The 22,263-nt window shown below is 60.9% G+C and carries 19 protein-coding genes, 1 tRNA gene and 2 rRNA genes (1 of these 22 running past the window's edge); 12 read left to right on the top strand and 10 right to left on the bottom strand.

Features of this window, described 5'->3' with window-relative positions; all coding sequences use genetic code 11:
• Positions 1 to 16: 16 nt before the first annotated feature.
• Complete coding sequence (locus M1E12_RS19515) at positions 17 to 925, top strand: LysR family transcriptional regulator (RefSeq protein WP_113458083.1); 909 nt, start codon at positions 17 to 19, stop codon at positions 923 to 925.
• Between the two features lie 12 nt (positions 926 to 937).
• Here the strand turns inward: M1E12_RS19515 and M1E12_RS19510 are convergent, their stop codons facing one another.
• The 5 genes from M1E12_RS19510 to cyoA are packed head-to-tail and all read right to left on the bottom strand — an operon-like array spanning position 938 to position 5,907.
• A complete protein-coding gene (locus M1E12_RS19510; protein WP_479562968.1) occupies positions 938 to 1,642 on the bottom strand; it encodes an SURF1 family protein in 705 nt (234 codons plus the stop codon).
• A gap of 16 nt (positions 1,643 to 1,658) precedes the next feature.
• A complete protein-coding gene (cyoD, locus tag M1E12_RS19505; RefSeq protein ID WP_310239618.1) occupies positions 1,659 to 2,057 on the bottom strand; it encodes a cytochrome o ubiquinol oxidase subunit IV in 399 nt (132 codons plus the stop codon).
• Entirely contained in the window at positions 2,057 to 2,680 is a 624-nt protein-coding gene (gene cyoC, locus M1E12_RS19500; RefSeq protein WP_374725510.1) for a cytochrome o ubiquinol oxidase subunit III, read from the bottom strand. The genes cyoD and cyoC overlap by 1 nt, the downstream gene beginning before the upstream one ends.
• A 2-nt stretch (positions 2,681 to 2,682) precedes the next feature.
• Positions 2,683 to 4,689, bottom strand: a complete 2,007-nt coding sequence (gene cyoB / locus M1E12_RS19495; protein WP_479562967.1) for a cytochrome o ubiquinol oxidase subunit I — start codon at positions 4,687 to 4,689, stop codon at positions 2,683 to 2,685.
• A gap of 12 nt (positions 4,690 to 4,701) precedes the next feature.
• Positions 4,702 to 5,907 carry a ubiquinol oxidase subunit II gene (gene cyoA / locus M1E12_RS19490; protein ID WP_136539742.1) on the bottom strand — a complete coding sequence of 402 codons (1,206 nt, stop codon included), beginning with the start codon at positions 5,905 to 5,907 and terminating at the stop codon, positions 4,702 to 4,704.
• A 238-nt stretch (positions 5,908 to 6,145) separates the two neighbouring features.
• Here cyoA and M1E12_RS19485 point away from each other — a divergent pair, with 238 nt between their 5' ends.
• From M1E12_RS19485 to M1E12_RS19465, 5 genes are all read left to right on the top strand, one after another.
• The gene (locus M1E12_RS19485; RefSeq protein WP_479562966.1) at positions 6,146 to 7,480 is read left to right on the top strand and encodes an MFS transporter; all 1,335 of its coding nucleotides are present in this window, start codon (positions 6,146 to 6,148) and stop codon (positions 7,478 to 7,480) included.
• A 139-nt stretch (positions 7,481 to 7,619) separates the two neighbouring features.
• Positions 7,620 to 8,933, top strand: a complete 1,314-nt coding sequence (locus M1E12_RS19480) for a cation:proton antiporter (RefSeq protein ID WP_479562965.1) — start codon at positions 7,620 to 7,622, stop codon at positions 8,931 to 8,933.
• Positions 8,934 to 9,125: 192 nt separating this feature from the next.
• Positions 9,126 to 9,872, top strand: coding sequence for an exonuclease domain-containing protein (locus tag M1E12_RS19475; protein ID WP_479562964.1), 747 nt, complete (start codon positions 9,126 to 9,128; stop codon positions 9,870 to 9,872).
• Complete coding sequence (locus tag M1E12_RS19470) at positions 9,869 to 10,207, top strand: hypothetical protein (protein WP_479562963.1); 339 nt, start codon at positions 9,869 to 9,871, stop codon at positions 10,205 to 10,207. The genes M1E12_RS19475 and M1E12_RS19470 overlap by 4 nt, the downstream gene beginning before the upstream one ends.
• 14 nt (positions 10,208 to 10,221) lie before the next feature.
• Positions 10,222 to 10,731: a 2'-5' RNA ligase family protein gene (locus M1E12_RS19465; protein WP_479562962.1), complete on the top strand. Its 510-nt coding sequence runs from the start codon at positions 10,222 to 10,224 to the stop codon at positions 10,729 to 10,731.
• Between the two features lie 27 nt (positions 10,732 to 10,758).
• On the opposite strand, the gene M1E12_RS19460 is transcribed toward M1E12_RS19465, so the two are convergent.
• Positions 10,759 to 11,406, bottom strand: coding sequence for a TetR/AcrR family transcriptional regulator (locus M1E12_RS19460; RefSeq protein ID WP_310239601.1), 648 nt, complete (start codon positions 11,404 to 11,406; stop codon positions 10,759 to 10,761).
• A gap of 184 nt (positions 11,407 to 11,590) precedes the next feature.
• Here M1E12_RS19460 and M1E12_RS19455 point away from each other — a divergent pair, with 184 nt between their 5' ends.
• Both M1E12_RS19455 and M1E12_RS19450 read left to right on the top strand, forming a co-directional pair.
• A complete protein-coding gene (locus M1E12_RS19455; protein WP_479562961.1) occupies positions 11,591 to 12,478 on the top strand; it encodes a shikimate dehydrogenase in 888 nt (295 codons plus the stop codon).
• Between the two features lie 224 nt (positions 12,479 to 12,702).
• A complete protein-coding gene (locus M1E12_RS19450) occupies positions 12,703 to 14,592 on the top strand; it encodes a bifunctional sugar phosphate isomerase/epimerase/4-hydroxyphenylpyruvate dioxygenase family protein (RefSeq protein WP_479562960.1) in 1,890 nt (629 codons plus the stop codon).
• Positions 14,593 to 14,627: 35 nt separating this feature from the next.
• On the opposite strand, the gene M1E12_RS19445 is transcribed toward M1E12_RS19450, so the two are convergent.
• Positions 14,628 to 15,338, bottom strand: coding sequence for a GntR family transcriptional regulator (locus M1E12_RS19445; RefSeq protein ID WP_479562959.1), 711 nt, complete (start codon positions 15,336 to 15,338; stop codon positions 14,628 to 14,630).
• A 171-nt stretch (positions 15,339 to 15,509) separates the two neighbouring features.
• Between M1E12_RS19445 and dctP the strand changes: the two genes are divergently transcribed.
• The 4 genes from dctP (at position 15,510) to M1E12_RS19425 (ending at position 19,421) form a co-directional block, all read left to right on the top strand.
• The gene (gene dctP / locus M1E12_RS19440) at positions 15,510 to 16,526 is read left to right on the top strand and encodes a TRAP transporter substrate-binding protein DctP (protein ID WP_479562958.1); all 1,017 of its coding nucleotides are present in this window, start codon (positions 15,510 to 15,512) and stop codon (positions 16,524 to 16,526) included.
• A 120-nt stretch (positions 16,527 to 16,646) separates the two neighbouring features.
• A complete protein-coding gene (locus M1E12_RS19435; protein ID WP_479562957.1) occupies positions 16,647 to 17,168 on the top strand; it encodes a TRAP transporter small permease in 522 nt (173 codons plus the stop codon).
• A complete protein-coding gene (locus tag M1E12_RS19430) occupies positions 17,165 to 18,460 on the top strand; it encodes a TRAP transporter large permease (protein ID WP_479562956.1) in 1,296 nt (431 codons plus the stop codon). The genes M1E12_RS19435 and M1E12_RS19430 overlap by 4 nt, the downstream gene beginning before the upstream one ends.
• Before the next feature lie 31 nt (positions 18,461 to 18,491).
• A complete protein-coding gene (locus M1E12_RS19425; RefSeq protein WP_479562955.1) occupies positions 18,492 to 19,421 on the top strand; it encodes a dihydrodipicolinate synthase family protein in 930 nt (309 codons plus the stop codon).
• Positions 19,422 to 19,592: 171 nt separating this feature from the next.
• Here the strand turns inward: M1E12_RS19425 and M1E12_RS19420 are convergent.
• The 3 genes from M1E12_RS19420 to M1E12_RS19410 form a co-directional block, all read right to left on the bottom strand.
• Positions 19,593 to 19,669 (bottom strand) — tRNA-Met (locus M1E12_RS19420).
• Positions 19,670 to 19,798: 129 nt separating this feature from the next.
• Positions 19,799 to 19,913: ribosomal RNA gene (gene rrf, locus M1E12_RS19415) — 5S ribosomal RNA — on the bottom strand.
• Between the two features lie 217 nt (positions 19,914 to 20,130).
• A 23S ribosomal RNA gene (locus M1E12_RS19410) occupies positions 20,131 to 22,263 on the bottom strand (it continues 666 nt past the right edge of the window).

The raw sequence follows: 22,263 nt of genomic DNA, 5'->3' as shown, positions 1-22,263 counted from the left end.
CCACCGGAGATCTCACATGCGGCACCTGACTTCGCTGCGTTACATCGATGCCGTCGCCAAGGCCGGCTCCATCCGGGGGGCCGCGGAATCGCTGGCGATTACGTCCACGGCACTCAATCGGCGTATTCTGGCGCTGGAGGAGGAACTTGGCGTGCCGGTCTTCGAGCGGCTGCCGCACGGGGTTCGGTTGTCGAGCGCCGGCGAGATCCTGATCCATCACATCCGCAACCAGATCTCCGACATGGAGCGGGTGCGCTCACAGATCGCGGACCTTTCAGGCGTTCGTCGCGGTCATGTGTCGATTGCCTGCAGCCAGGCGCTCCTGCCCTATTTCCTGCCGCATCAGATCGCGCACTATCGAAAGGACCATCCGGCGGTGACCTTCGGCGTGCATCTGCGCGACCGCCAGGCGGCGGAGCAGTCGCTGGTCGATCACTCGGCGGATCTGGCGATCGTCTTCGAGCCGGTCAGGATGGCCGATTTCATGACGCTGATCCGGGTGCATCAGCCGGTGCATGTGGTGATGGCGCCGCACCATCCTCTGGCAGCCAAGGACACCATCCGGCTGAGCGACTGCCTAGCCTATCCCTATTCCCTGCCGACAGTCCCCTTCGGCGTCCGGCACCTGATGGACATGGCGGCGCAGAAATCATCCTATCGGCTGGAGCCGGTGATCGAATCGGACAGTTTCGAGTTCCTGCGCAATCATGCGGTTGCGGAGAACATCATCACCTTCCAGATCCCGATCGGGCTTTCGGACCATACGATGACGGGGGAGATGATCACGCGACCGCTCGACAAGCGTGATGTGCCGGCAGGCGTGCTTTACATGGGGCAGCTGCGCGGGCGCACGCTTCCGGTCGCGGCAGCCCGGTTCGCAGCCCAATTGTCGACGACCCTGGCCAATCGATACGAAGTGTCGTGAGCACGAAGAGTGCTAGTGCTCAGAGGCCTCCGGTCGGGTCGCCCGATAGAGCAGAAAGGCAAAGACAGCAGCCAGCCCGAACCAGGTGAAGGCGTAGCCAAGATGATTGTTGGGGAAGGTCACCACCGTCAGGCCGCCGACCGGCAGGCCCTCGCCGCTCTGATCGGCATCGAGGAAATAGGGAGCAACCTCCCCGAGCCCCAGGACCTCGGCCATGGCGATCGTGTCGCGGGAAAACCATCGATTGCCCGAGGGATCATTGTCTCGCAGAAAGGCGCCGCCCGGCTGGGTGAGACGCAGGAGGCCGGTGACGGTCAGCTCACCCTGCGGTCTGGGACGATTGTCGGCTGATTGAGCATCGTCCGGCACGAAACCCCGGTTGATGAAGAGGCGCCAGCCGTCGCTCGACTGAAAGGGCGACATGACCCAGAAGCCGGATCCGCGCGCCGTCACGGCCTTGACGAGGATATCTTCGCCCTGAAGGTAGCTGCCGCTCACCTCGACGCGACGATATTCCGCCGTGTCGAAGGTGAGTGCTGGCCAATCACCCGGGCCAGGCGCGGCCGAAGGCGGGGCGGTGAGCCCCGCCTCGACGCGTTCGATCAGCGCCGTTTTCCATTGCAGGCGCTGGACCTGCCAGACGCCGAGGCCGACGAGCAGGCCGATGGCAAGGATGCCCAGTCCGATGAACCACCACGGTCTGCGCGTCCGCGTCATTGCCTCACCTGTTGGCTCAGGAGCCGAAGCCCTGGAAGCTCTCGTGATCCATCGATGGCATCATGTTGGTGTTGAGGTTGTACATGACCCAGACCGAGCCGGCGATCATGATCACCACCACGATGATGGTGAAGATCATCGACAGCATGGTCCAGCCTTCGTCCGAGCGCGTGTTCATGTGCAGGAAGTAGACCATGTGGACGAGGATCTGGACGACGGCAAAGGCGATCACCGTCACCGCCGTCAGGACACGGCTTTCGAAGCCGCCGCTCATGACGATGGCAAAGGGAATGATCGTCAGGATCGCGGCCAGCACAAAGCCGGTCAGATAGGAGCGGTAGCTGCCATGATCGTGGCCGCTGTTGTCGTGGCCATGCTCGTGATGGCCATGGGGCTGGATGGAAGGTTTGGACATCAGATCATCCCCAGGAGATAGACGAAGGTGAAGACACCGATCCAGATGACATCGAGGAAGTGCCAGAACATGCTCAGGCATTCCATGCGTCGGGTGTTGGCCGGGATCAGGCCCTTCTGATTGACCTGGACCATCAGGGTGACGAGCCAGATGCAGCCGAACAGGACGTGCAGACCGTGCGTGCCGACGAGCGCGAAAAAGGCCGACAGGAAGGCCGAACGCTGCGGACCGGCGCCGAGTTCGATCAGGTGGTGGAACTCGTAGAGTTCCAGCGCCAGGAAGGCGAGGCCGAGCAGCAGGGTCACCGCCAGCCATGCCTGCATGCGGGCCTGGCGACCCTCGTACATCGACAGCATGGCAAAGCCGAAGGTGATCGAGGAGACCAGCAGGAAGCCGGTGTTGATGGCGATCAGCTCCAGTTCGAAAAGCGCCTTCGGGCCCGGGCCGGCCGCATAGCTCTGGCCGACCACGCCGAAGACGGCGAAGAGGACTGCGAACATCAGGCAGTCGCTCATCAGGTAGATCCAGAAGCCGAGCCGCGTGGACCCGCCTTCCGGATGATGATGCGGCTCGGTTTCCCAATAGACGGCGGGCGTATCGGTTTGGGTGACGGTACTCACGATGTTCACGCTCCTACGCTTGCCAGTTCGCGATCACGGGCCTTTTCGACACGCTCGACCTCGTCGACGGGGACGTGGAAATCCCGGTCGTAGTTGAAGGTGTGGGCGATCGAGACGGCAATGATCGCGAGGAAAGACAGGGCCGCCAGCCACCAGATGTACCAGACCAGGGCGAAGCCGCAGATCGTGGCCAGGCCTGAGATGATCACACCCGTGCCGGTGTAACGTGGCATGTGGATCGGCAGGTAAGGAGCCTTCGGGCGTGTCTGACCGACCTGCTTCATGTCGTGCCAGGCGTCGAGATCATGGACGACAGGCGTGAGGGCGAAGTTGTAGGACGGCGGGGGAGAGGAGGTCGCCCATTCCAGGGTGCGGCCATCCCAGGGGTCGCCGGTCACGTCCATGTTGTCCTTGCGCTGCCAGATCGAGACGGCGATCTGGATGAAGAAGGCGGCGATACCGATGGCAATCAGGAAGGCGCCGAGAGCTGCCAGGATGAACCAAATCCTGAGATCCGGATCATCGAAGACACGCATGCGGCGGGTGACGCCCATCAGGCCGAGCACATAGAGCGGCATGAAGGCGAGCCAGAAACCGCTGACCCAGCTCCAGAACGAGACCGTGCCCCAGAAGACGTTGAGCTTGAAGCCGAAGGCCTTGGGCCACCAGTAGGCGATCGCGGCAAAGCAGCCGAAGAGCACGCCGCCGATGATGACATTGTGGAAGTGTGCCACCAGGAAGAGCGAGTTGTGCAGGACGAAGTCTGCCGGCGGAACCGCCAGAAGAACGCCCGTCATGCCACCGATTGTGAAGGTCAGCATGAAGGCGACCGTCCACATCATCGGCAGATCGAAGCGGACCCGTCCCTTGTACATGGTGAAGAGCCAGTTGAAGATCTTGGCCCCCGTCGGCACCGAGATGATCATGGTGGTGATGCCGAAGAAGGCGTTCACCGAGGCACCCGAGCCCATGGTGAAGAAGTGGTGCAGCCAGACGATATAGCTCAGGATCGTGATACAGACGGTGGCATAGACCATCGAGCTGTAGCCGAAGAGGCGCTTGCCGGAGAAGGTCGAGGTGATCTCAGAGAAGACGCCGAAGAGCGGCAGGATGAGGATATAGACTTCCGGGTGGCCCCAGATCCAGATGAGGTTGATGTACATCATCGGATTGCCGCCGAGATCGTTCGTGAAGAAGTTCGTTCCCACGTAGCGATCGAGCGTCAGGAGGATCAGCGTCATCGTCAACACTGGGAAGGAGGCGACGATCAGGATGTTGGTGCAGAGTGCGGTCCAGGTGAAGACCGGCATGCGCATCAGGGTCATGCCCGGAGCGCGCATCTTGACGATGGTGACCAGCAGGTTGATGCCTGACAGTGTCGTTCCGACGCCGGCAATCTGCAGACCCCAGATGTAATAATCCACCCCGACCCATGGGCTGTAGCCGATGCCCGACAGCGGCGGGAAGGCAAGCCACCCCGTCTGGGCGAATTCGCCGACGAAGAGCGAGGCCATCACCAAAACGGCACCACCAACCGTCATCCAGAAGGAGAAGTTGTTGAGGAAGGGGAAGGAGACGTCACGCGCGCCGATCTGCAGCGGCACGACATAGTTCATCAGACCGGTGACGAAGGGCATCGCCACGAAGAAGATCATGATCACGCCATGGGCGGTGAAGATCTGGTCGTAGTGGTGAGCGTTGAGATAGCCCTCTGAGCCATTGAAGGCGAGCACCTGCTGCAGGCGCATCATGATGGCGTCGGCAAAGCCGCGCACCAGCATGACCAGCGCCAGTATGATGTACATGATGCCGATCTTCTTATGGTCGACCGAGGTCAGCCATTCGCGCCAGAGATAGCCCCAGAGGCGGTAATAGGTCAGCGCGGCAACCGTTGCGGCGCCGCCGACCGCGACGACCACGAAGGTCGAGAGAACGATGGGATCCGTCGGGATCGCACTCCAGTTGAGGCGGCCGAGAAGAAACGTGGTGGAATGGTCTATTGCAGTGGCCATGCCGAATTCCTGTCAGAGTTGCGGCGCGTTGCCGGATGCCTGCCGGACGAGCGTGAGGAAACGTTCGGCCTCACCGCCAAAGGGCGATGCCGGCTGCGTCATGTTGTGTCCCATCAGGGGACCCGAAATGACGGGCTTGTCGTTGAACGAGGCGGGCTTTGCGGCCAGCATCTGTTCCAGCTCCTCGACCGAGCAGAAGCCCAGAACCTTGAAAGGCTCCCAGCCGAAGACCGGCTCGCGCGTGCCACGACGCTCGTGCTTGTCATAGATCAGCGCGCTCATGTTGACCGTGCCGGCGATGCCCGTGCCGCCCTGGGCGTCGAGCGCCATCATCTCGGCCATGCAGATCTTGCCCTCTTCGACGCACATGTTGACGACGCGTGGGAAGAGTTGCGGATCGACGCTGGCGAATGTCACGGGCGTGACGTTCTCGCTGGGGCGCTCGAGTTCAAGATACTTCGCGCGGTCCAGCTTTTCGCTGCCGGCGCGCGCCTCTTCGACCCAGGCCTCGAAGGCTGCGGCATCCGTTGCCTTTGCCTTGAAACGCATGCCGGAGAAGCCTGCGCCCGAGTAGTGCGAAGCGAGGCCCTGGAAGGTGCCCTCCTGATTGAACACCCCGTGCAGGGTCGTCTGCATGCCGGGCATCGCATAGATCATGCCGGCCATATGCGGGATGTAGAAGGCGTTCATCACGGAGGACGAGGTCAACGAGAAGCGGATTGGACGATCGGTCGGAACCGGCAGTTCGTTGACGGCGGCAACGCCGTATTGCGGGTAGATGAAGAGCCACTTCCAGTCGAGTGCGACCACCTGAACGTCCAGCGGCTCCTGCTGCGGATCGAGCGGCTGCTCTTCGGAGACGCGTGCCAGCGGGCGGTAGGGATCGAGGAGATGGGTTCCGACCCAGGTCAGCGCACCCAGGCAGATGATGATCATCAGAGGGATCGCCCAGATGATCAGCTCGAGTTTGGTGGAGTGGGACCAGTTCGGCTTGTAGATCGCGTCCTTGTTGGCCGCACGATAGTGCCAGGCGAACCAGCAGGTCATCACCATCACCGGAATGATGATGACCAGCATCAGCAGCGTCGAGATGACGAGCAGATCACGCTGCTGGGCGGCGATATCGCCGGTGGGAGCAAGGACTTCGGCCTTGCAGGCGGACAGGAACAGGACCGCCCCGAGGGCGGCCAGTATTTTCGGGAGGCGAAGCTTCTGCATCTCTTACCCTGATACACTGACGGGTCACAGAGCAGGGGTCCCCCCGAACGCTACTCGACGACCATTGATATTCGTCAAGGTAGTTAGTTGGGTTTTGCAGTGCAGCACATACGACAATTTGTCACCTGTCAATTTGGCCGCAGCTGCGGCATCGCTTTGCGCCATGTTAGACTGAGGCGCGGAGTGCATTCCCCCCATGCAGGTTCGCCCCGTTCAAGCCAGAAAGTGAGCACGCGTTATGGCGAGCCTGACCGGTTCTACATCTCCCACCGCCCAGAAGGGGCGCACGACGTCTGAAGACGATCATCACGTTTCCCCTTCCGATATCGCTGTCGGCGTCATCATTGGCCGCACGTCCGAATTCTTCGATTTCTTCGTCTTCGCCATCGCCTCGGTCATCGTCTTCCCGGCGCGCATCTTCCCGTTTCTCGATCCGCTGACCGGCACACTGTGGTCCTTTGTGCTCGTGGCACTCGCCTTTGTGGCGCGCCCACTGGGGACGGTGCTGTTTACCATGCTCGACCGCCGCCATGGTCGCGTGACGAAGCTGACCGTGGCGCTGTTCCTGCTCGGGACATCGACGGTTGCGATGGGCCTCGTGCCCTCCTACGAGACCGCGGGATGGTGGGCGATCGCGATGCTGGCCCTTCTGCGCATCGGACAGGGTCTGGCCCTGGGCGGCACGTGGGACGGTCTCGCACCGCTGCTCGCGATCACGGCGTCCAAAGACAGCCGTGGCTTCTACGCCATGGTCCCGCAGCTCGGTGCCGTCGTCGGACTGGCGGTCGCGGCCGTGCTCTTCGCCTATCTGGTCATGACGCTGTCGGCAGCCGACTTCCTCGACTGGGGCTGGCGCTATCCCTTCTTCGTCGCCTTCGCGATCAATGTGGTGGCGCTTTTTGCGCGGCTTCGCATCGTCGACACGCCGGAGTTCAAGGAACTGTTCGAGACGAATGAGCTGACACCTACGAGCCTGCGCGCCACCTTGTCGCAGGACGGACGCACGGTGCTGCTCGGCGTTTTCGTGCCGCTGGCGAGCTTTGCCATGTTCCACATGGTCACGGTTTTTCCGCTGTCCTGGATCTTCCTCTACACGGATGAGACGCCCGGCACCTTCCTTCTGATCGAAGCGGCCGGCGCTGCAGTGGGTGTGCTTGCCATGCTCTTTTCCGGCTGGCTCTCCGACCGGATCGGCCGCGAAAAGATCCTCGTCTGGGGAGCCTGGGCGATCGGCGCCTTTGCGCTGACGGCCCCCTTGTTGCTCAACGGGGGCGAGACCGGTGTCGTCATCTACATGATGGTGGGCTTCATCGTGCTGGGCTTCAACTTTGCCCAGTCGTCAGGCACCATCGCCTCGCTCTTCGACCGACGCAACCGCTATACCGCATCGGCCATGGTGTCTGCACTATCCTGGATGTTCGGCGCGGGATTTGCGCCTCTCGCGGCACTCCTGCTGTCGACATGGTTCGGTCTTTTCGCAGCCGGCCTCTACCTCCTCTCCGGCGCTGTCTGCACGCTGATTTCGCTCGCGCTTGCGCGCCAGATCGCGCTGCAGCCGAAGGGCCAGGACTGAGAAGGCGGCGAGACAAACATCTGCCAAGGAAGTGACCAAAGCCCCGGACAACTGCTCCGGGGCTTTGTTTTTTGCGTGGTCACGCGCCGGATGCGCGAAGCGCATGGGATCAAAAGCCGCTTCTTCCCGTTGAGCCGAGATGATGGATCTTACGGAGTGGTCGCCCGACCCTTACATCCTGGTTCTCACCGGGTTCGGCTTTCTGATCGCGCTCGTCGCCTGGCTGCCATTGGCGCTGCGGCGATTGCCGCTCTCCCTGCCCATCGTTTGCGTCTGCCTTGGCGCCGCACTCTTCCTGGTCCCGCAGGTGTCCGACCAGCCGCTGCCTCTAAGCTATCCGCACATCACAGAACGCTTCACCGAATTCGTGGTTATCATCGCGCTGATGGGCGCGGGACTGAAACTCGACCGGGTGTTCAGTTGGCGGCGCTGGAACGTGACGTGGCGGCTTCTGGCCATCACCATGCCTCTCAGCATTGGCGCGATCACGGTTCTAGGCATCTGGGGCCTGGGCTTCTCCCTGCCGATCGCTTTGTTGCTGGCTGCCAGTCTGGCGCCGACAGACCCGGTTCTTGCAGCAGACGTTCAGGTGGGACCGCCGAAATCGGGACAGGAGGACGAGGTCAGGTTCGGGCTGACCTCCGAGGCCGGTCTGAATGACGGATTGGCCTTCCCCTTCGTCAATCTCGCCATCCTGCTCAGCCTTTCCTTCGCCAATGGTGACCCCTGGCTGGGAAAATGGGTCTTTCACAGCGTTCTCTGGGAAGTTGGCGCGGGCACACTGGGTGGATGGCTGATCGGCAGGTTGTTCGGCTGGCTGACCTTTCAGATGCCGGCAGACACGAAGCTCGCACAGACCGGCGACGGGCTGATCGCCATCGCCGCGACCTTCGTCTCCTACGGCCTAACCGAACTCATCGAATGCTATGGGTTCCTGGCGGTCTTCGTCACAGCGTTGACCTTGCGGCACGCCCACCGGCAGCACGACTTCCACCGCGAGATGCATGATGTCACCGAGCAGATGGAACGGCTCGCCATGATGATCCTGCTGGTGCTGTTCGGTGGCGCGCTTGTCAGCGGCCTTCTGGCTCCGCTTGGATTGATCGATGTGGGCATCGCCGTGGCGATCCTGCTTATGGTGCGGCCGATCGCGGGTCTGATCGGTCTTTTCGGCCTGAAGGCTTCCACAAGCGAAAAGCTCACGCTCGCCTTCTTCGGCATCCGCGGTGTCGGCTCCTTCTATTATCTCGCCTATGGCCTCAACCACATGCCTGTCGAAGGTGCCGAACGCTTGTGGGCCATCGTCGGGCTCGTGGTGCTGTTGTCCATTCTTCTGCACGGCCTGACCGTTACCCCGATCATGCGGCTCCTCGACAAAAGCCGAGGCCGGGATCCGGATGAAGGCACGCCGCCACCCGGGCTACAGGGTCCCGCCTCGCATGAGGGCTCTTGAGACGAGGCTTGGCTCGAGTCACGGCGAGGGCTCTCTGCGGGCAGACAAAGCCAAGCCCTTGCCTTTGCCGCCAACAACGCCATCCTTGAAGGGACTGTCCGGATACCCTTCCCGCTCGATGGAAGCAGCCGCCATCGCCACACATGCGCGGCTTTAAACCTTTGCCCGGACAGGCGAGGAGAAAACCGACTGGTGTCTGAGAAACGCATCCGCGTCATCGATCTGGAAACCGCCGGCAACGGTGCAAACGATGTCTGCGAGATCGGCTGGCAGGATGTGATCCTGCGTGACGGCCGCTGGATGCTTGACGAGCAGCGCGGTGCGCGGTTCGTCAACCCCGGACGACCCATTTCACCGGAGACCATGGCGATCCACCATATCCTCGATGCGCATGTGAAAGACGCACCCTATTGGAAGGATCTGGCGCCGGAGATCCTGCGTCCCGTCGAAGAGATTGTCGCGCTCGCCGCCCATCGTGCCGCCTTCGAGCAGCGGTATTGCACCCCTCGCCTCACCGGCGGGCTTCCGTGGATCTGCACCTGGAAATGTGCCTTGCGGGTTTGGCCGGACTTGCCGCGGTTCTCCAACCAGATGCTGCGCTATCAGCGCATGCCCGAGGGGCTGGTGCATGAGATCGGACTGCCGGCGCACCGGGCATTGCCGGATGCCTATGTGACGGCGCACCACCTTCGAGACGAGCTCAATGCGGCGTCGCTTGAAGAGCTTCTGGCCTGGAGTGCGGAGCCCGGGCTTCTTCCCCGCGTGCCTGCCGGCCCGGATCGCGGAAAAAGCTGGGAGCGTTTGAGCAGCGAAGCGCTCACCGCCTATCTTCAGGACCGGGACGCCGACATCAGATTCAGTGCGAGGACGGAACTGGCAAGGCGCGATGAACGGCAGGAGCGCGAGGACCTGGAGCCCGCGCAACGGCAGTTGCTATGAGTGACCGCTCTGGGCATCCGCCTTATCCCGAAACGCCCGATGGCCGTTATTTCGTTGTCCGCGGTCGCCTCTGGCGCAAGAGCAATCCGGCTCTGGACGACGATCTCAGGCAGCGTCTGGTGAAGGCGCTGATGGCGGCGCGCAATGCGGTTCGCCAGGCGAAAGGCGATCCTCAGGCGACCGCTGTTGCACGCAAAGGCGTGAACGACGCGAAGGTCGCTTTGGGTGAGCGAGGGCCCGTCTGGTGGCATGATGGTCAACCGGACTTCAACCGGCACATGGCGAAGAACACGCCCTATGCCGACTGTTTTTTTGGGCTTGACGCCAACGAGTAGGGGAACGAGCGGGAGTGAAGACCGACAAACCGCTCATTCTGACGGCGCAGATTGCGGCAGGCGACCTTGCGCCATTCAATCTCCTGCGGGCAGAGCATTTCCCCGCCGATCGAAACTTCCTCTCGGCGCATCTGACGATGTTTCACCGACTGCCCGGAGAATATGAGGCTCAAATCCGCAGCGATCTGGCGCAAGTGGCAGGACAAACACCAAGGATTGATGCGGAGGTCAGCGGACTTCGCCATCTTGGCGCCGGCGTCGCTTTCTCCATCTCGAGTCCCGAACTGCAGACGGTGCGTGAAGCGCTTCGCGCGCGGTTCGTGGCGTGGCTCGGGTCGCAGGACATGCAGCCATGGCGGCCGCATGTCACCATTCAAAACAAGGCTTCAAGGGCAGCGGCCGACGCGCTTCATGCGCGCCTCAGTGCCGGTTTCCAATCTTACTCGATTGCGATCACGGGCTTGCAGCTTTGGGCCTATCGCAGTGGCCCATGGGATCATCTCGTCGATATGGCGTTCGAATGACCGCTCTGACGGGGTGTCTGCCGCGCTTCAGTCCTCCACACAGCGGAGATAACCAAGCACGGCTTCCGTGATCATCGACTTGTGGCGCGCATAGAGGGGAGGCTCAGAAAGGTCGCGCTTGAAGATCGTGCCGAAGGTGTAGCGGTTGGACACGCGAAAAAAGCAGAAGGCGCTGATAAGCATATGCACATCGATCGCGTCCGCACGGCGCTTGAAGGCGCCCGTCTGAAGCCCGCGATCGATGATGTCCTGGATGGTGCGGATGACGGAGATGTTCAGGTCGGCGATCTCGCTCGATCGCTTCATGTGCATCGCATGGTGGATGTTTTCGATGCTGACCAGCCGGACGAAGTCCGGGTTCTGCTCGTCGTGGTCGAAGGTCGTGCTGATCAGCCGGCGCAGTGCTTCTTCGGGCGGTAACTCGGCCAGTTGAAGATCGGCTTCGAGCGATCGGATCTTGCGGTAGGCCTTCTCCAGCACCGCCAGATACAGCCCCTCCTTGCTGCCATAGTAGTAATAGATCATGCGCTTGGAAGTGCGGGTCTTTTCCGCGATCTGATCAACGCGAGCGCCCGACAGGCCGAGTTCGGAAAACTCCTCGGTTGCGACATCTAGAATGTCTTCACGCGTGCGCTCAGGGTCGTTCCTGCGCGTTTCCCTCACCGTTTTTGCCATCTGCTCCATCCCCGGTCGCGGCTGCAGGTCTCATCGACGCGCCGCGCTCTCCGTTCATAGTGGTCTCGCCATCGCGCTTCAAGCTAGCTACCGTTGACACTAACTAGTTAGTACATTATCGTCGTGTTCAGTTTGGGAGGCCTGAGGTTCCGGGAATGCTGGGGCCTCGATAACGGGAGGTGACATGACGCAGACGCGCGACATCCTGCGCGCCGGACTGATCGGGTTCGGCATTCAGCGCTCGCTGACACCTGCCATGCATATGCGCGAGGGCGAGGCCCAGGGCGTCGACTATCGCTACGACCTCATCGATCTCAATGAACGCAAGCTCGGGCCCGATGACCTCGAGATGCTTGTCGCCGAGGCGGAGGCGCAAGGGTTCTGCGGCCTCAACATCACTTATCCCTGCAAACAGAAAATCCTGCCCCTGCTCACCGAGATCTCGGAGGATGCCCGCAAGCTGGGTGCCGTCAATACCGTCGTTCTGCGCGACGGCAGACGCATGGGCCACAACACCGACTGGTGGGGCTTCGCCGAGGGTTTCAAGCGACAGCTTCCCGATGCGGACCTGTCGGCGGTGGTGCAGATCGGCGCAGGCGGCGCCGGTGCAGCGACAGCCTATGCCGTGCTCGCAATGGGCGCGCGTTCGCTTGCAGTTTTCGATATCGATCCGGCCAAAGCTTCGGACCTCGCCTCGCTGATGGCGCGGAATTTTCCGGAAGCGTCGGTCACCGTCGCGACTGATCTGCAGGCTGTGCTCAACGGCGCGACAGGCCTCGTCCACGCCACGCCAATGGGCATGGACAAACATCCCGGCATGCCATTACCGGCCGAGCTGTTGCATCCGGGCCTCTGGGTCGCCGAGGTGGTCTACTTCCCCTTGGAGACAGCGCTGCTGCAGGCCGCGCGCAAGCGCGGATGCCGTGTGGCAAACGGAGGAGGCATGGCCGTCTTCCAGGCCGTCGGCGCCTTTTCGCTGTTTACGGGCCTTGAGCCCGATGTTGGCCGCATGCTTCGCCATTTCGCAGACCTGACACAACCAGGTCCCCTGCGGCTGCCTGAAACGGCTTGAGGCGAGGAACGTGCATTTGAGATTCGCGGACATTGAACTCGATGCCCGTGATGACTGGAACTGGTAGCCCGTCGCGGCAGGGAGGAGAAAGACATGTTCGGCCGCATCGACATCCTGCGCTCCCGGGCAGCACGCGAAGGATCGCCGCTTTCCGGCCTACCTCTCCGCACGCAGCGCAGAACATTCCAGCTGCGGCGCATCTGCCTTCCTCTGCGGAGGTGCGCATGAAAACGTCGATTGCGACCGTTTCCATCAGCGGTGAATTCGAGGAAAAGCTCGCCGCCATCGCGCGTGCCGGCTTCGATGCCGTCGAGATTTTCGAAAACGATTTCCTGACATTCGATCGCTCGCCTGCAGAGGTTGGGCAGATGGTTCGCGATCACGGGCTGGCCGTGTCGCTGTTCCAGCCGTTTCGCGATTTCGAAGGCATGCCGGAGCCGTTCCGGTCCCGCAATTTCGACCGGGCAGAGCGCAAGTTCGATCTGATGGCCGAGCTCGGCACGGATCTGATGCTGATTTGCTCGAACACCTCTCCGGTCGCACTGGGCGGGATCGACCGCGCTGCCGAGGATTTCCACGCACTTGGCGAACGTGCGGCCCGCCGCGGTTTGCGGGTGGGCTACGAGGCGCTCGCCTGGGGCCGGCATATCAGTGATCATCGCGACGCCTGGGAGATCGTGCGGCGAGCCGACCACCCCAGCATCGGCCTGATCCTCGACAGCTTTCACACCCTGTCTCGGAAAATCGAGCTGAACTCGATCCGCTCGATCCCCGGCGATCGCATCTTCATCGTGCAGCTTGCAGATGCGCCGCTGATCGAGATGGATCTCCTCTATTGGTCGCGCCATTTCCGCAACATGCCGGGCGAAGGCGACCTGGCCGTCACCGCCTTCATGCAGGCCATCGCGGCCACCGGATACAACGGCTATCTGTCGCTCGAAATCTTCAACGACCAGTTTCGCGGCGGCTCACCCGATGCGATCTCGCGCGATGGGCGTCGCTCTCTCGTCAACCTCATGGATCAGGTGGCGCGGGCCGAGCCGAAGATCAGCATACCGGTGCCGGCGATGCCTGATCGCGCCAAGGTTTCCGACATCGCCTTCATCGAATTTGCGGCCGGGGAGGACGAGGGGCGCGAACTCGAGGCCCTTTTCGCGCTTCTCGGCTTCGCGTCCATCGCCCGCCATCGCTCCAAAGCCGTGACCCTCTATCGGCAGGGGAACATCAACCTCGTCATCAACAGGGAAGAGAAGGGCTTTGCCAACGCCTCCTATCTCGTCCATGGCGCCAATGCCTATGCCTTCGGGCTCATGGTCGATGACGCGGCAGAGGCCCACAGGCGTGCGCTCGCACTCGGTGCGGAAGATTTTCACCAGCCTGTCGGTCCGGGCGAAATGCAGGTCCCGGCGATCCGCGGGGTCGGCGGAGGGCTCGTCTACTTCCTCGACCGCAAGAGCGAGCTCGCGCGGATATTCGACGTCGAGTTCATGCCTCTCGACGAGGGACCGGAAGAGGCCGTCGATATCGGTCTGACCCGGATTGACCACATTGCCCAGACGACACGCTACGAGGAGATGCTGACCTGGCTGCTCTTCTACACATCGCAGCTCGATGCCCAGAAGACCCCGATGATCGACATCATCGATCCGGCCGGGCTCGTTCGAAGCCAGGTGATCGAATCGCCCGACGGGCGCCTGCGCATCACCTTGAACGGCGCTGAAAACCGTAACACGCTGGCCGGCCGCTTCATCGCCGAAACCTTCGGCTCGGGCATCCAGCACATCGCCTTCGAGACAGAAGACATCTTCGCCACGGCCGCGGCGCTTGCCGACAAAGGGTTCCAGTCTCTGTTGATCTCGCCGAACTATTACGACGACATAGAAGCCCGCTTCGGGCTCGACCCGGTGCTCGTCGAGCGTATGAAGTCGGCTAATATTCTCTACGACCGTGATGATGCCGGCGAGTATTTCCAGCTCTATTCGCCGACCTATGGCGAGGGCTTCTTCTTCGAAATCGTCGAACGGCGCGGCTATCGGGGCTACGGGGCGCCGAATGCGATCTTTCGTATCGCCGCGCTCAAGCGTCACCTGCGTCCGAAGGGGATGCCGAGATGAGCGCCTGGATCCTAGACATCGCCGGGCGCGGCCGCTCAGTTGGCCACCGTGCCACCCAGCGCAATCGTCAGGGACTGGTCGATATGCCTCGAGAGCGCTGCAGCCGCTGCCTCCGGCGCTCCGTCCCTCAGCGGGGTGAGAAAGGCCATGTGCTCCGCGATCACGCGTGTGGCGTTGTCGCGCGTCACGCGTACCCTGGTCTGCGCGGTCATGCGGATCTTGATCGCCGTGACGCGGTAGACGTTGGAAATCAGGCTGTTCTCCATGGCATCGACCATGTCGGCATGCATCCGCCAATCATAGACCTGAAGCTCTCGAAGGAAGGCCGGAAGATCGACCGTATCGTCGCGGCTCAGCCTTTCGCGCGCCGTGATATGCCAATCCAGCCAGCTCGCGATGACATCGCGGTCGAGCCGCTGGATCATGTCGGGAATGGCGCTGAGTTCGATGACCCGACGCATCTGATAGGCTTCCCGCACGAAGGTGACATCAAGGCTCGGCACCATGAGGCCGCGCTGCGGGAGTGTCTGCAAAAGCCCTTCCGCCTCCAGCCGCGGGATCGCTTCTCGCACGGCGCTCAAGGTCAGCCCGGTTGTCTCCACGAGCTCGCGCTGGGAGATCAGCTGGCCGGGCTTGAGCCGGCCCCAATTCAGAAGTTCTTCAATTCGACTATAGGCGAGCTGCCTGAGCGAGCTTTCGCCTGTCGTCGACGTCACTGCCTGCCGGTCGCTCGGTTTGTCTCTCATCGGGTCACACTGTCCGCTTTCGGGATTGATAACCGCACACTAACATGTTAGTTCGATATCAGTAAGGCAGGATTGCTGCCGCAACCACGTTTTCACAGGTTTGGAGGACCGGAAGCGGGTTGAGGTGGAAAAACACCCACCAATCCACAGTCAAACGGGAGGAGACTACCAATGCAATACAAACTGACCCGCCGCTTCCTGATGGCCTCGGCCATCGCCATGACGGCCATCACTGCCAGCGGACCGCTTGCGGCCGTGCTCGCCCAGGACAAGCCTGTCATCCGGATGTCCACGCCGGCCTCGGAGACCGATCAGCGCTCCGTTGCGCTCGCGACCGTCTTCGGTCCGGCGATCGGCGAATTCGCCACCTACCAGCCGCATTACAACGCTTCTCTGGTGCCGCAGGGCTCGGAGCTCGAGGCGATTGCCGCCGGCGATCTGGAAATGTCGATCACCTCGGCCCAGGAGCTTGCAAACTTCCTGCCCGAATTCTCGATCTTCGCCACCGGCTATGTTCACCGCAGCGCCCAGCATCAGGTCAATGTCTTCAACGACCCGCTGATGGACCCGTTCAAGGAGAAGGTCGAAAGCGAACTCGGCGTGAAGCTTCTCGCGGTCATGTATCTCGGCAAGCGCCACGTGAACCTGCGCTTCCCGCGTTCTGAAAAGAACGTGATGGCCCCGGCCGATCTCGCTGGCGTCAACCTGCGCATGCCCGGCAGCGACGCCTGGCAGTTCCTCGGCCGCGCCCTTGGCGCCAACCCGACGCCGATGGCCTTCACCGAGATCTACACGGCCCTGCAGACGGGCTCAGTCGATGGTCAGGACAACCCGCTGCCGACGGTCGTCGATGCCAAGTTCTACGAAGTTACCAAGCAGGTGAGCCTGACCGCCCATCTGGTCGACCTGAACTATGTCGCCTTCTCCAAGGCGGTCTGGGACAAGCTCACCCCCGAGCAGCAGGCAACCGTCCAGAAGGCCGCCGAAGACGCGGCGCAGTCCGGCCGGGAAGGCCAGCTGATGAAAGAGGACGAGCTGGTCGCCTTCCTGAAGGAGCAGGGTCTCGAGGTCTATGAACCCGATCTCAACGCCTTCCGCACCCATGTCCAGGCACAGTATGTCGGCTCCGAATTCGCCAAGGCCTGGCCGGAAGGCGTGCTCGACAAGATCAACGCGCTGGCGGACTGAGCCCAATCCGACCTGAACCGGGCCGGAGAGCGATCTCCGGCCCCTCGTCGAACATGATGTCCTGTCGAAGGTGATGGTGTGTCTTCTCTAACCAGACTGTTTCGGACCTCGGCGGAGGCCGTGGCTGCCGCACTGATGGCCGCGATGTTTGCGACCTTCATCCTGCAGGTCGTCATTCGCTATACGGCGCGCCTGCCCTGGGTTGCCGAAAACATGCCATTCCTTCAGCCGGCAAACTTCGGCTGGACGCTGGAATTCTGCCTTGCCATTTGGGTCTGGCTGATCTTCTGGGGCAACAGTTTCGTCGTCAGGGTCGAGGACCACGTTACCTTCGACGTGCTCTACGTCTCCGTTTCTCCACGCGTCCGGCGCATCTTCACCGTCATCACCGGCCTTGCCGTCGCCATCGCGCTGCTTCTATCCGTGGCGCCGACCTGGGACCGCCTGGCCATCCTTCGCCTGAAGAAGACAGCCACGCTCGGCGAGCTCTTCGGCGACTGGATCCGGATGCGGGATATCTACGTGATCTACATCGTCTTCCTCGTCGCTGTTGCAGGCCGCTATCTCTGGCAGGTCTGGAATGCGCTGCGCGAGAGCCTTGCCGGTTCTGACGAAACCGGCCATTCGGGTGACCCGGCATGAGCATCGCCTTTCTTCTTTGCATCGTCATCCTGCTCGGCCTCGCTGTGATGGGAACACCGATCGCCTATGCGATCCTGGTGGCCTCCTTCGCCTATCTCGCTGCCACCGGCCAGAGCATCGGCATCAGCGGCAAGATCCTGCTCGACGGGCTCTATCAGAGCTTCATCCTGCTCGCCGTGCCGCTCTTCATCATCGCCGCCAACATCATGAATGCCGGGTCGGTCTCCGATCGCCTGTTGCAGTTCTGCGTCGCCCTGGTCGGCCGGTTCCGCGGTGGGCTCGGCCACGTCAACATTCTGTCTTCGCTGGTCTTTTCCGGCATGTCGGGCTCGGCGATCGCCGATGCGGCCGGAATCGGCAAGATGATCATCGACATGATGGTGAAGTCGGGCCACTACACCCGCGGCTATGCCGCCGCGATCACGGCGGCTTCGGCCACGATCGGCCCGATCATCCCGCCGTCAATCCCGATGGTGCTTTACGCGCTCGTGTCCAACACCTCCATCGGCTACCTCTTTCTCGGCGGCATCGTGCCCGGCCTGTTGATGGGGGCCGTGCTCATGGCAATGAATGCCTGGATCTCGCACAGGCGCGGCTTCGCCAAGCATGAACCCGTGCCGCTGCGCGACTTCCCGCGCCTGACGATCAATGCGGGTCCGGCCCTCATGATGCCGGCGATCCTGCTCTACGGCATCTATGGCGGCGTGACGACGCCAACGGAAGCAGCGGCTGTGGCGGCCTTCTATGCGCTGATTCTCGCGACGATCTTTTACAGGTCGCTCAGCTTCCGGCATTTTTACGAGATCCTGGTGTCGAGCGCGCGCTCGTCGGCGGCGGTGGGCCTGATCATCGGCGGCGCACTCATTCTCAACTACATCGTCGCGTCCGAAAACATCCCGACCGTCGTCGCCGACGCACTTGTTGGCCTCGACGTGCATCCGCTGGTTTTCCTGCTTGTCGTGAACCTGCTGCTGCTCGTTCTCGGCTGTTTCCTCGATGCGTCCACGATCATCCTGGTCATCATTCCGCTCTTCATTCCGACCTGTCGGGCGCTCGGTATCGACCTCGTGCATTTCGGGGTGGTGGCCGTGGTCAACTGCATGATCGGGCTGATTACGCCGCCCTACGGCATCCTGCTCTTCGTCATCAATGCCGTGACGCGGATCCCGCTTGCCGAAATCATCCGAGAGATCTGGCTCTTTCTGGCGGCCCTCATGGTTGCACTGCTGATGCTGATCCTCGTACCCGACATCACCCTGATACTGCCGAGAGCCCTCGGCTATGCCGGCTGATCGCAATGCCCCTGTTTCGAGGACCTTCTCCATGACGCATAACTTCCACGGGATCGTCCCGGTGATGATCACGCCCTTCGACGACAACAATCGGATCGACTGGGACGGCTATGCCAGGCTGATCGAGTGGTACATCGAGAACGGCTCGCATGGTCTCTTCGCCGTGTGCCAGTCATCGGAAATGCTGTTTCTGACGCTTGAGGAGCGCACCGCGCTTGCTGCCTTTACGGTCGACCAGGTCCAGGGCCGCGTCCCTGTCGTTGCCTCCGGGCATATATCGGAACGCATGGAGGACCAGAAGGCCGAGCTAAGGGCCATGGCGGAAACGGGCGTCGATGCCGTCGTGCTCGTGACCAACCGTCTGGCGGCGGCCGACGAAGATGCATCTATCTTCCGGTCGCGGCTGCAGGACCTGATCGGCGCGCTTCCCGTTGACATGACGCTCGGGCTCTACGAATGCCCGGCCCCCTATCGGCGACTGCTGAGCGATGGCGAGGTGCGCTGGTGCGCCGACAGTGGCCGCTTTGCCTTCCTGAAGGATGTCTCCTGCGATCTGGACCATATCCGCCGCCGTCTTGCTCTGGTCGAGAATACGCCACTTGCGATCAACAACGCCAATGCGGCGATCGCTTGGCCCTTCCTGCAGGCCGGTGGCCACGGCTTTTCCGGGGTGATGAACAACTTCCATCCGGACCTTTATCGCTGGCTCTACGATCACGGCGAAGCCCATCCGGAGCTCGCCGCCGAGCTCGACACTTTCCTCGTCCTCTCCGCCATGTCGGAAAGCCTCGGCTATCCCAAGCTCGCGAAACACTACCACCGTCGCATCGGCACCTTCGCAAATGTGCACAGCCGCGCCGTGCCACACGACATTGCGGAACGCCACTGGGCGGTCGAAACGATCCTGGACCACATCATCGAAGGCGCCGAGCGTTTTCGGGTTGCGATCGGAGGCGTGTAGTTTGCCGCGGATATTGGCGGGGTCTGGCGCGGCTGGGCTTGGATTGCACTCTCGCTTATTGGAAAATTCAGTGGTGATCCGCTGAGATCAACAGCTTAAGTGGCTGCATCCCATGGCGGGATTTGCCAAGTAGTATTCAATTTGAGGGTGTGCTTTGGGGATTGGTTTTGTTGGTTGCGGGGGCAGGATTTGAACCTGCGGCCTTCAGGTTATGAGCCTGACGAGCTACCGGGCTGCTCCACCCCGCGCCAAGAGCGTCGAACGGCTGTTCTGACGCATGAAAGACTTTTTAAAGCGAAAGGGCCGCTTTGAGAGCGGCCCTAAGATTTCGGCTTGGGCCGAGTGTGTGTTGAGAAGATTTTGATTGCCTTTAGCAGACCTGGCAGCGACCTACTCTCCCGCGTCTTGAGACGAAGTACCATTGGCGCTGGGGCGTTTCACGGCCGTGTTCGGAATGGGAACGGGTGCAGCCACCCCGCCATAACCACCAGGTCGGCTAAGGGCAATCAATTGAGAAGCTGGCAGGCATTCGCCTGTTTTTTTGAACACGTCTTTTGTTTTTCAAGCGATGGGTATGGCACCCATACAGGCTGATAAGCCGTCGCCAAGAGTTTGGCGCGCCGTCCGCAGCGAAGCATCCGAAGGATGCGACAGCGTGAGGACAAAACAGATGGCTTTTGTTCATCTTCGATGAACACAAGCAATGAGAACGATCAAGCCAATCGAGCTATTAGTAACGGTAAGCTTCACACATTGCTGCGCTTCCACACCCGTCCTATCAACGTGGTCGTCTTCCACGGCTCTGATAGGGAATACTCGTTTTCAGGTGGGTTTCCCGCTTAGATGCCTTCAGCGGTTATCCCTTCCATATATAGCTACCCTGCTATGCCCTTGGCAGGACAACAGGTCCACCAGAGATATGTCCATCCCGGTCCTCTCGTACTAGGGACAGATCCTGTCAATATTCCTACACCCACGGCAGATAGGGACCGAACTGTCTCACGACGTTCTGAACCCAGCTCACGTACCGCTTTAATTGGCGAACAGCCAAACCCTTGGGACCTGCTCCAGCCCCAGGATGCGATGAGCCGACATCGAGGTGCCAAACAACCCCGTCGATATGGACTCTTGGGGGTCATCAGCCTGTTATCCCCGGCGTACCTTTTATCCGTTGAGCGATGGCCCTTCCACACGGGACCACCGGATCACTATGACCGACTTTCGTCTCTGCTCGACTTGTCAGTCTCGCAGTCAGGCGGGCTTATGCCATTGCACTCGACGACCGATTTCCGACCGGTCTGAGCCCACCATCGCGCGCCTCCGTTACTCTTTCGGAGGCGACCGCCCCAGTCAAACTACCCACCATACACTGTCCCGGATCCGGATGACGGACCGCGGTTAGACATCCATGACGATAAGGGTGGTATTTCAAGGATGGCTCCACTCAAACTGGCGTCCGAGCTTCAAAGCCTACCACCTATCCTACACATGCCGACACGAATGCCAGTGTAAAGCTATAGTAAAGGTGCACGGGGTCTTTCCGTCTGACCGCAGGAACCCCGCATCTTCACGGGGAATTCAATTTCACTGAGTCTATGTTGGAGACAGCGGGGAAGTCGTTACGCCATTCGTGCAGGTCGGAACTTACCCGACAAGGAATTTCGCTACCTTAGGACCGTTATAGTTACGGCCGCCGTTTACTGGGGCTTCGATTCAAAGCTTGCACCTCTCCTCTTAACCTTCCAGCACCGGGCAGGCGTCAGACCCTATACGTCGTCTTGCGACTTCGCAGAGCCCTGTGTTTTTGATAAACAGTCGCTACCCCCTGGTCTGTGCCACCCCATTACACTTGCGTGCAAAGGGGTCACGCTTCTTCCGAAGTTACGCGTGCAATTTGCCGAGTTCCTTCAACATAGTTCTCTCAAGCGCCTTGGTATACTCTACCTGACCACCTGTGTCGGTTTCGGGTACGGTCTGTACGGTGGAGCTATTTCCTGGAACCGCTTCCTCGCCCATTCAATCCAATAAGAATGAACAAGTTACGCAATCCGTCACTACCACCAGGCCCACGAATATTAACGTGGTTCCCATCGACTACGCATTTCTGCCTCATCTTAGGGGCCGGCTAACCCTGCTCAGATTAACTTTAAGCAGGAACCCTTGGTCTTTCGGCGAGAGGGTCTCTCACCCTCTTTATCGTTACTCATGTCAACATTCGCACTTCCGATACCTCCAGGAGCCCTCACGGGTCTCCCTTCACAGGCTTACGGAACGCTCCGCTACCACGTGCATTGCTGCACATCCTCAGCTTCGGTGCATGGCTTTAGCCCCGTTACATTTTCGGCGCAAAGACCCTTATTTAGACCAGTGAGCTGTTACGCTTTCTTTAAATGATGGCTGCTTCTAAGCCAACATCCTGGTTGTTTTGGGATCCTCACATCCTTTCCCACTTAGCCATGACTTGGGGACCTTAGCTGGAGGTCAGGGTTGTTGCCCTCTTCACGACGGACGTTAGCACCCGCCGTGTGTCTGCCGACTAGTACTCCCAGGTATTCGGAGTTTGGTTAGGATCAGTAAGACGGTGAGTCCCCATAGCCCATCCAGTGCTCTACCCCCTGGGGTATTCGGTCGACGCTCTACCTAAATAGATTTCGCGGAGAACCAGCTATCTCCGAGTTTGATTGGCCTTTCACCCCTAGCCACAAGTCATCCCAATCTATTGCAACAGATGCGGGTTCGGCCCTCCAGTTGGTGTTACCCAACCTTCAGCCTGCTCATGGCTAGATCACTCGGTTTCGGGTCTAATGCAACTAACTGAACGCCCTGTTCAGACTCGCTTTCG

Source organism: Rhizobium sp. K33, from assembly GCF_056501445.1.
Note: the sequence above shows the minus strand (reverse complement) of the source record. Positions and strands in the feature narration are given on the sequence as shown.

Excerpts from the sequence above, each read along its gene's own strand:
- M1E12_RS19430 (WP_479562956.1), top strand. The coding sequence starts at position 17,165 with ATGAGCATCGCCTTTCTTCTTTGCATCGTCATCCTGCTCGGCCTCGCT.
- cyoD (WP_310239618.1), bottom strand. The coding sequence starts at position 2,057 with ATGTCCAAACCTTCCATCCAGCCCCATGGCCATCACGAGCATGGCCAC.
- M1E12_RS19480 (WP_479562965.1), top strand. The coding sequence starts at position 7,620 with ATGATGGATCTTACGGAGTGGTCGCCCGACCCTTACATCCTGGTTCTC.
- cyoA (WP_136539742.1), bottom strand. The coding sequence starts at position 5,907 with ATGCAGAAGCTTCGCCTCCCGAAAATACTGGCCGCCCTCGGGGCGGTC.
- dctP (WP_479562958.1), top strand. The coding sequence starts at position 15,510 with ATGCAATACAAACTGACCCGCCGCTTCCTGATGGCCTCGGCCATCGCC.
- M1E12_RS19510 (WP_479562968.1), bottom strand. The coding sequence starts at position 1,642 with ATGACGCGGACGCGCAGACCGTGGTGGTTCATCGGACTGGGCATCCTT.
- M1E12_RS19455 (WP_479562961.1), top strand. The coding sequence starts at position 11,591 with ATGACGCAGACGCGCGACATCCTGCGCGCCGGACTGATCGGGTTCGGC.
- M1E12_RS19425 (WP_479562955.1), top strand. The coding sequence starts at position 18,492 with ATGACGCATAACTTCCACGGGATCGTCCCGGTGATGATCACGCCCTTC.
- M1E12_RS19450 (WP_479562960.1), top strand. The coding sequence starts at position 12,703 with ATGAAAACGTCGATTGCGACCGTTTCCATCAGCGGTGAATTCGAGGAA.
- M1E12_RS19515 (WP_113458083.1), top strand. The coding sequence starts at position 17 with ATGCGGCACCTGACTTCGCTGCGTTACATCGATGCCGTCGCCAAGGCC.
- M1E12_RS19460 (WP_310239601.1), bottom strand. The coding sequence starts at position 11,406 with ATGGCAAAAACGGTGAGGGAAACGCGCAGGAACGACCCTGAGCGCACG.
- M1E12_RS19470 (WP_479562963.1), top strand. The coding sequence starts at position 9,869 with ATGAGTGACCGCTCTGGGCATCCGCCTTATCCCGAAACGCCCGATGGC.
- cyoB (WP_479562967.1), bottom strand. The coding sequence starts at position 4,689 with ATGGCCACTGCAATAGACCATTCCACCACGTTTCTTCTCGGCCGCCTC.
- M1E12_RS19485 (WP_479562966.1), top strand. The coding sequence starts at position 6,146 with ATGGCGAGCCTGACCGGTTCTACATCTCCCACCGCCCAGAAGGGGCGC.
- M1E12_RS19445 (WP_479562959.1), bottom strand. The coding sequence starts at position 15,338 with ATGAGAGACAAACCGAGCGACCGGCAGGCAGTGACGTCGACGACAGGC.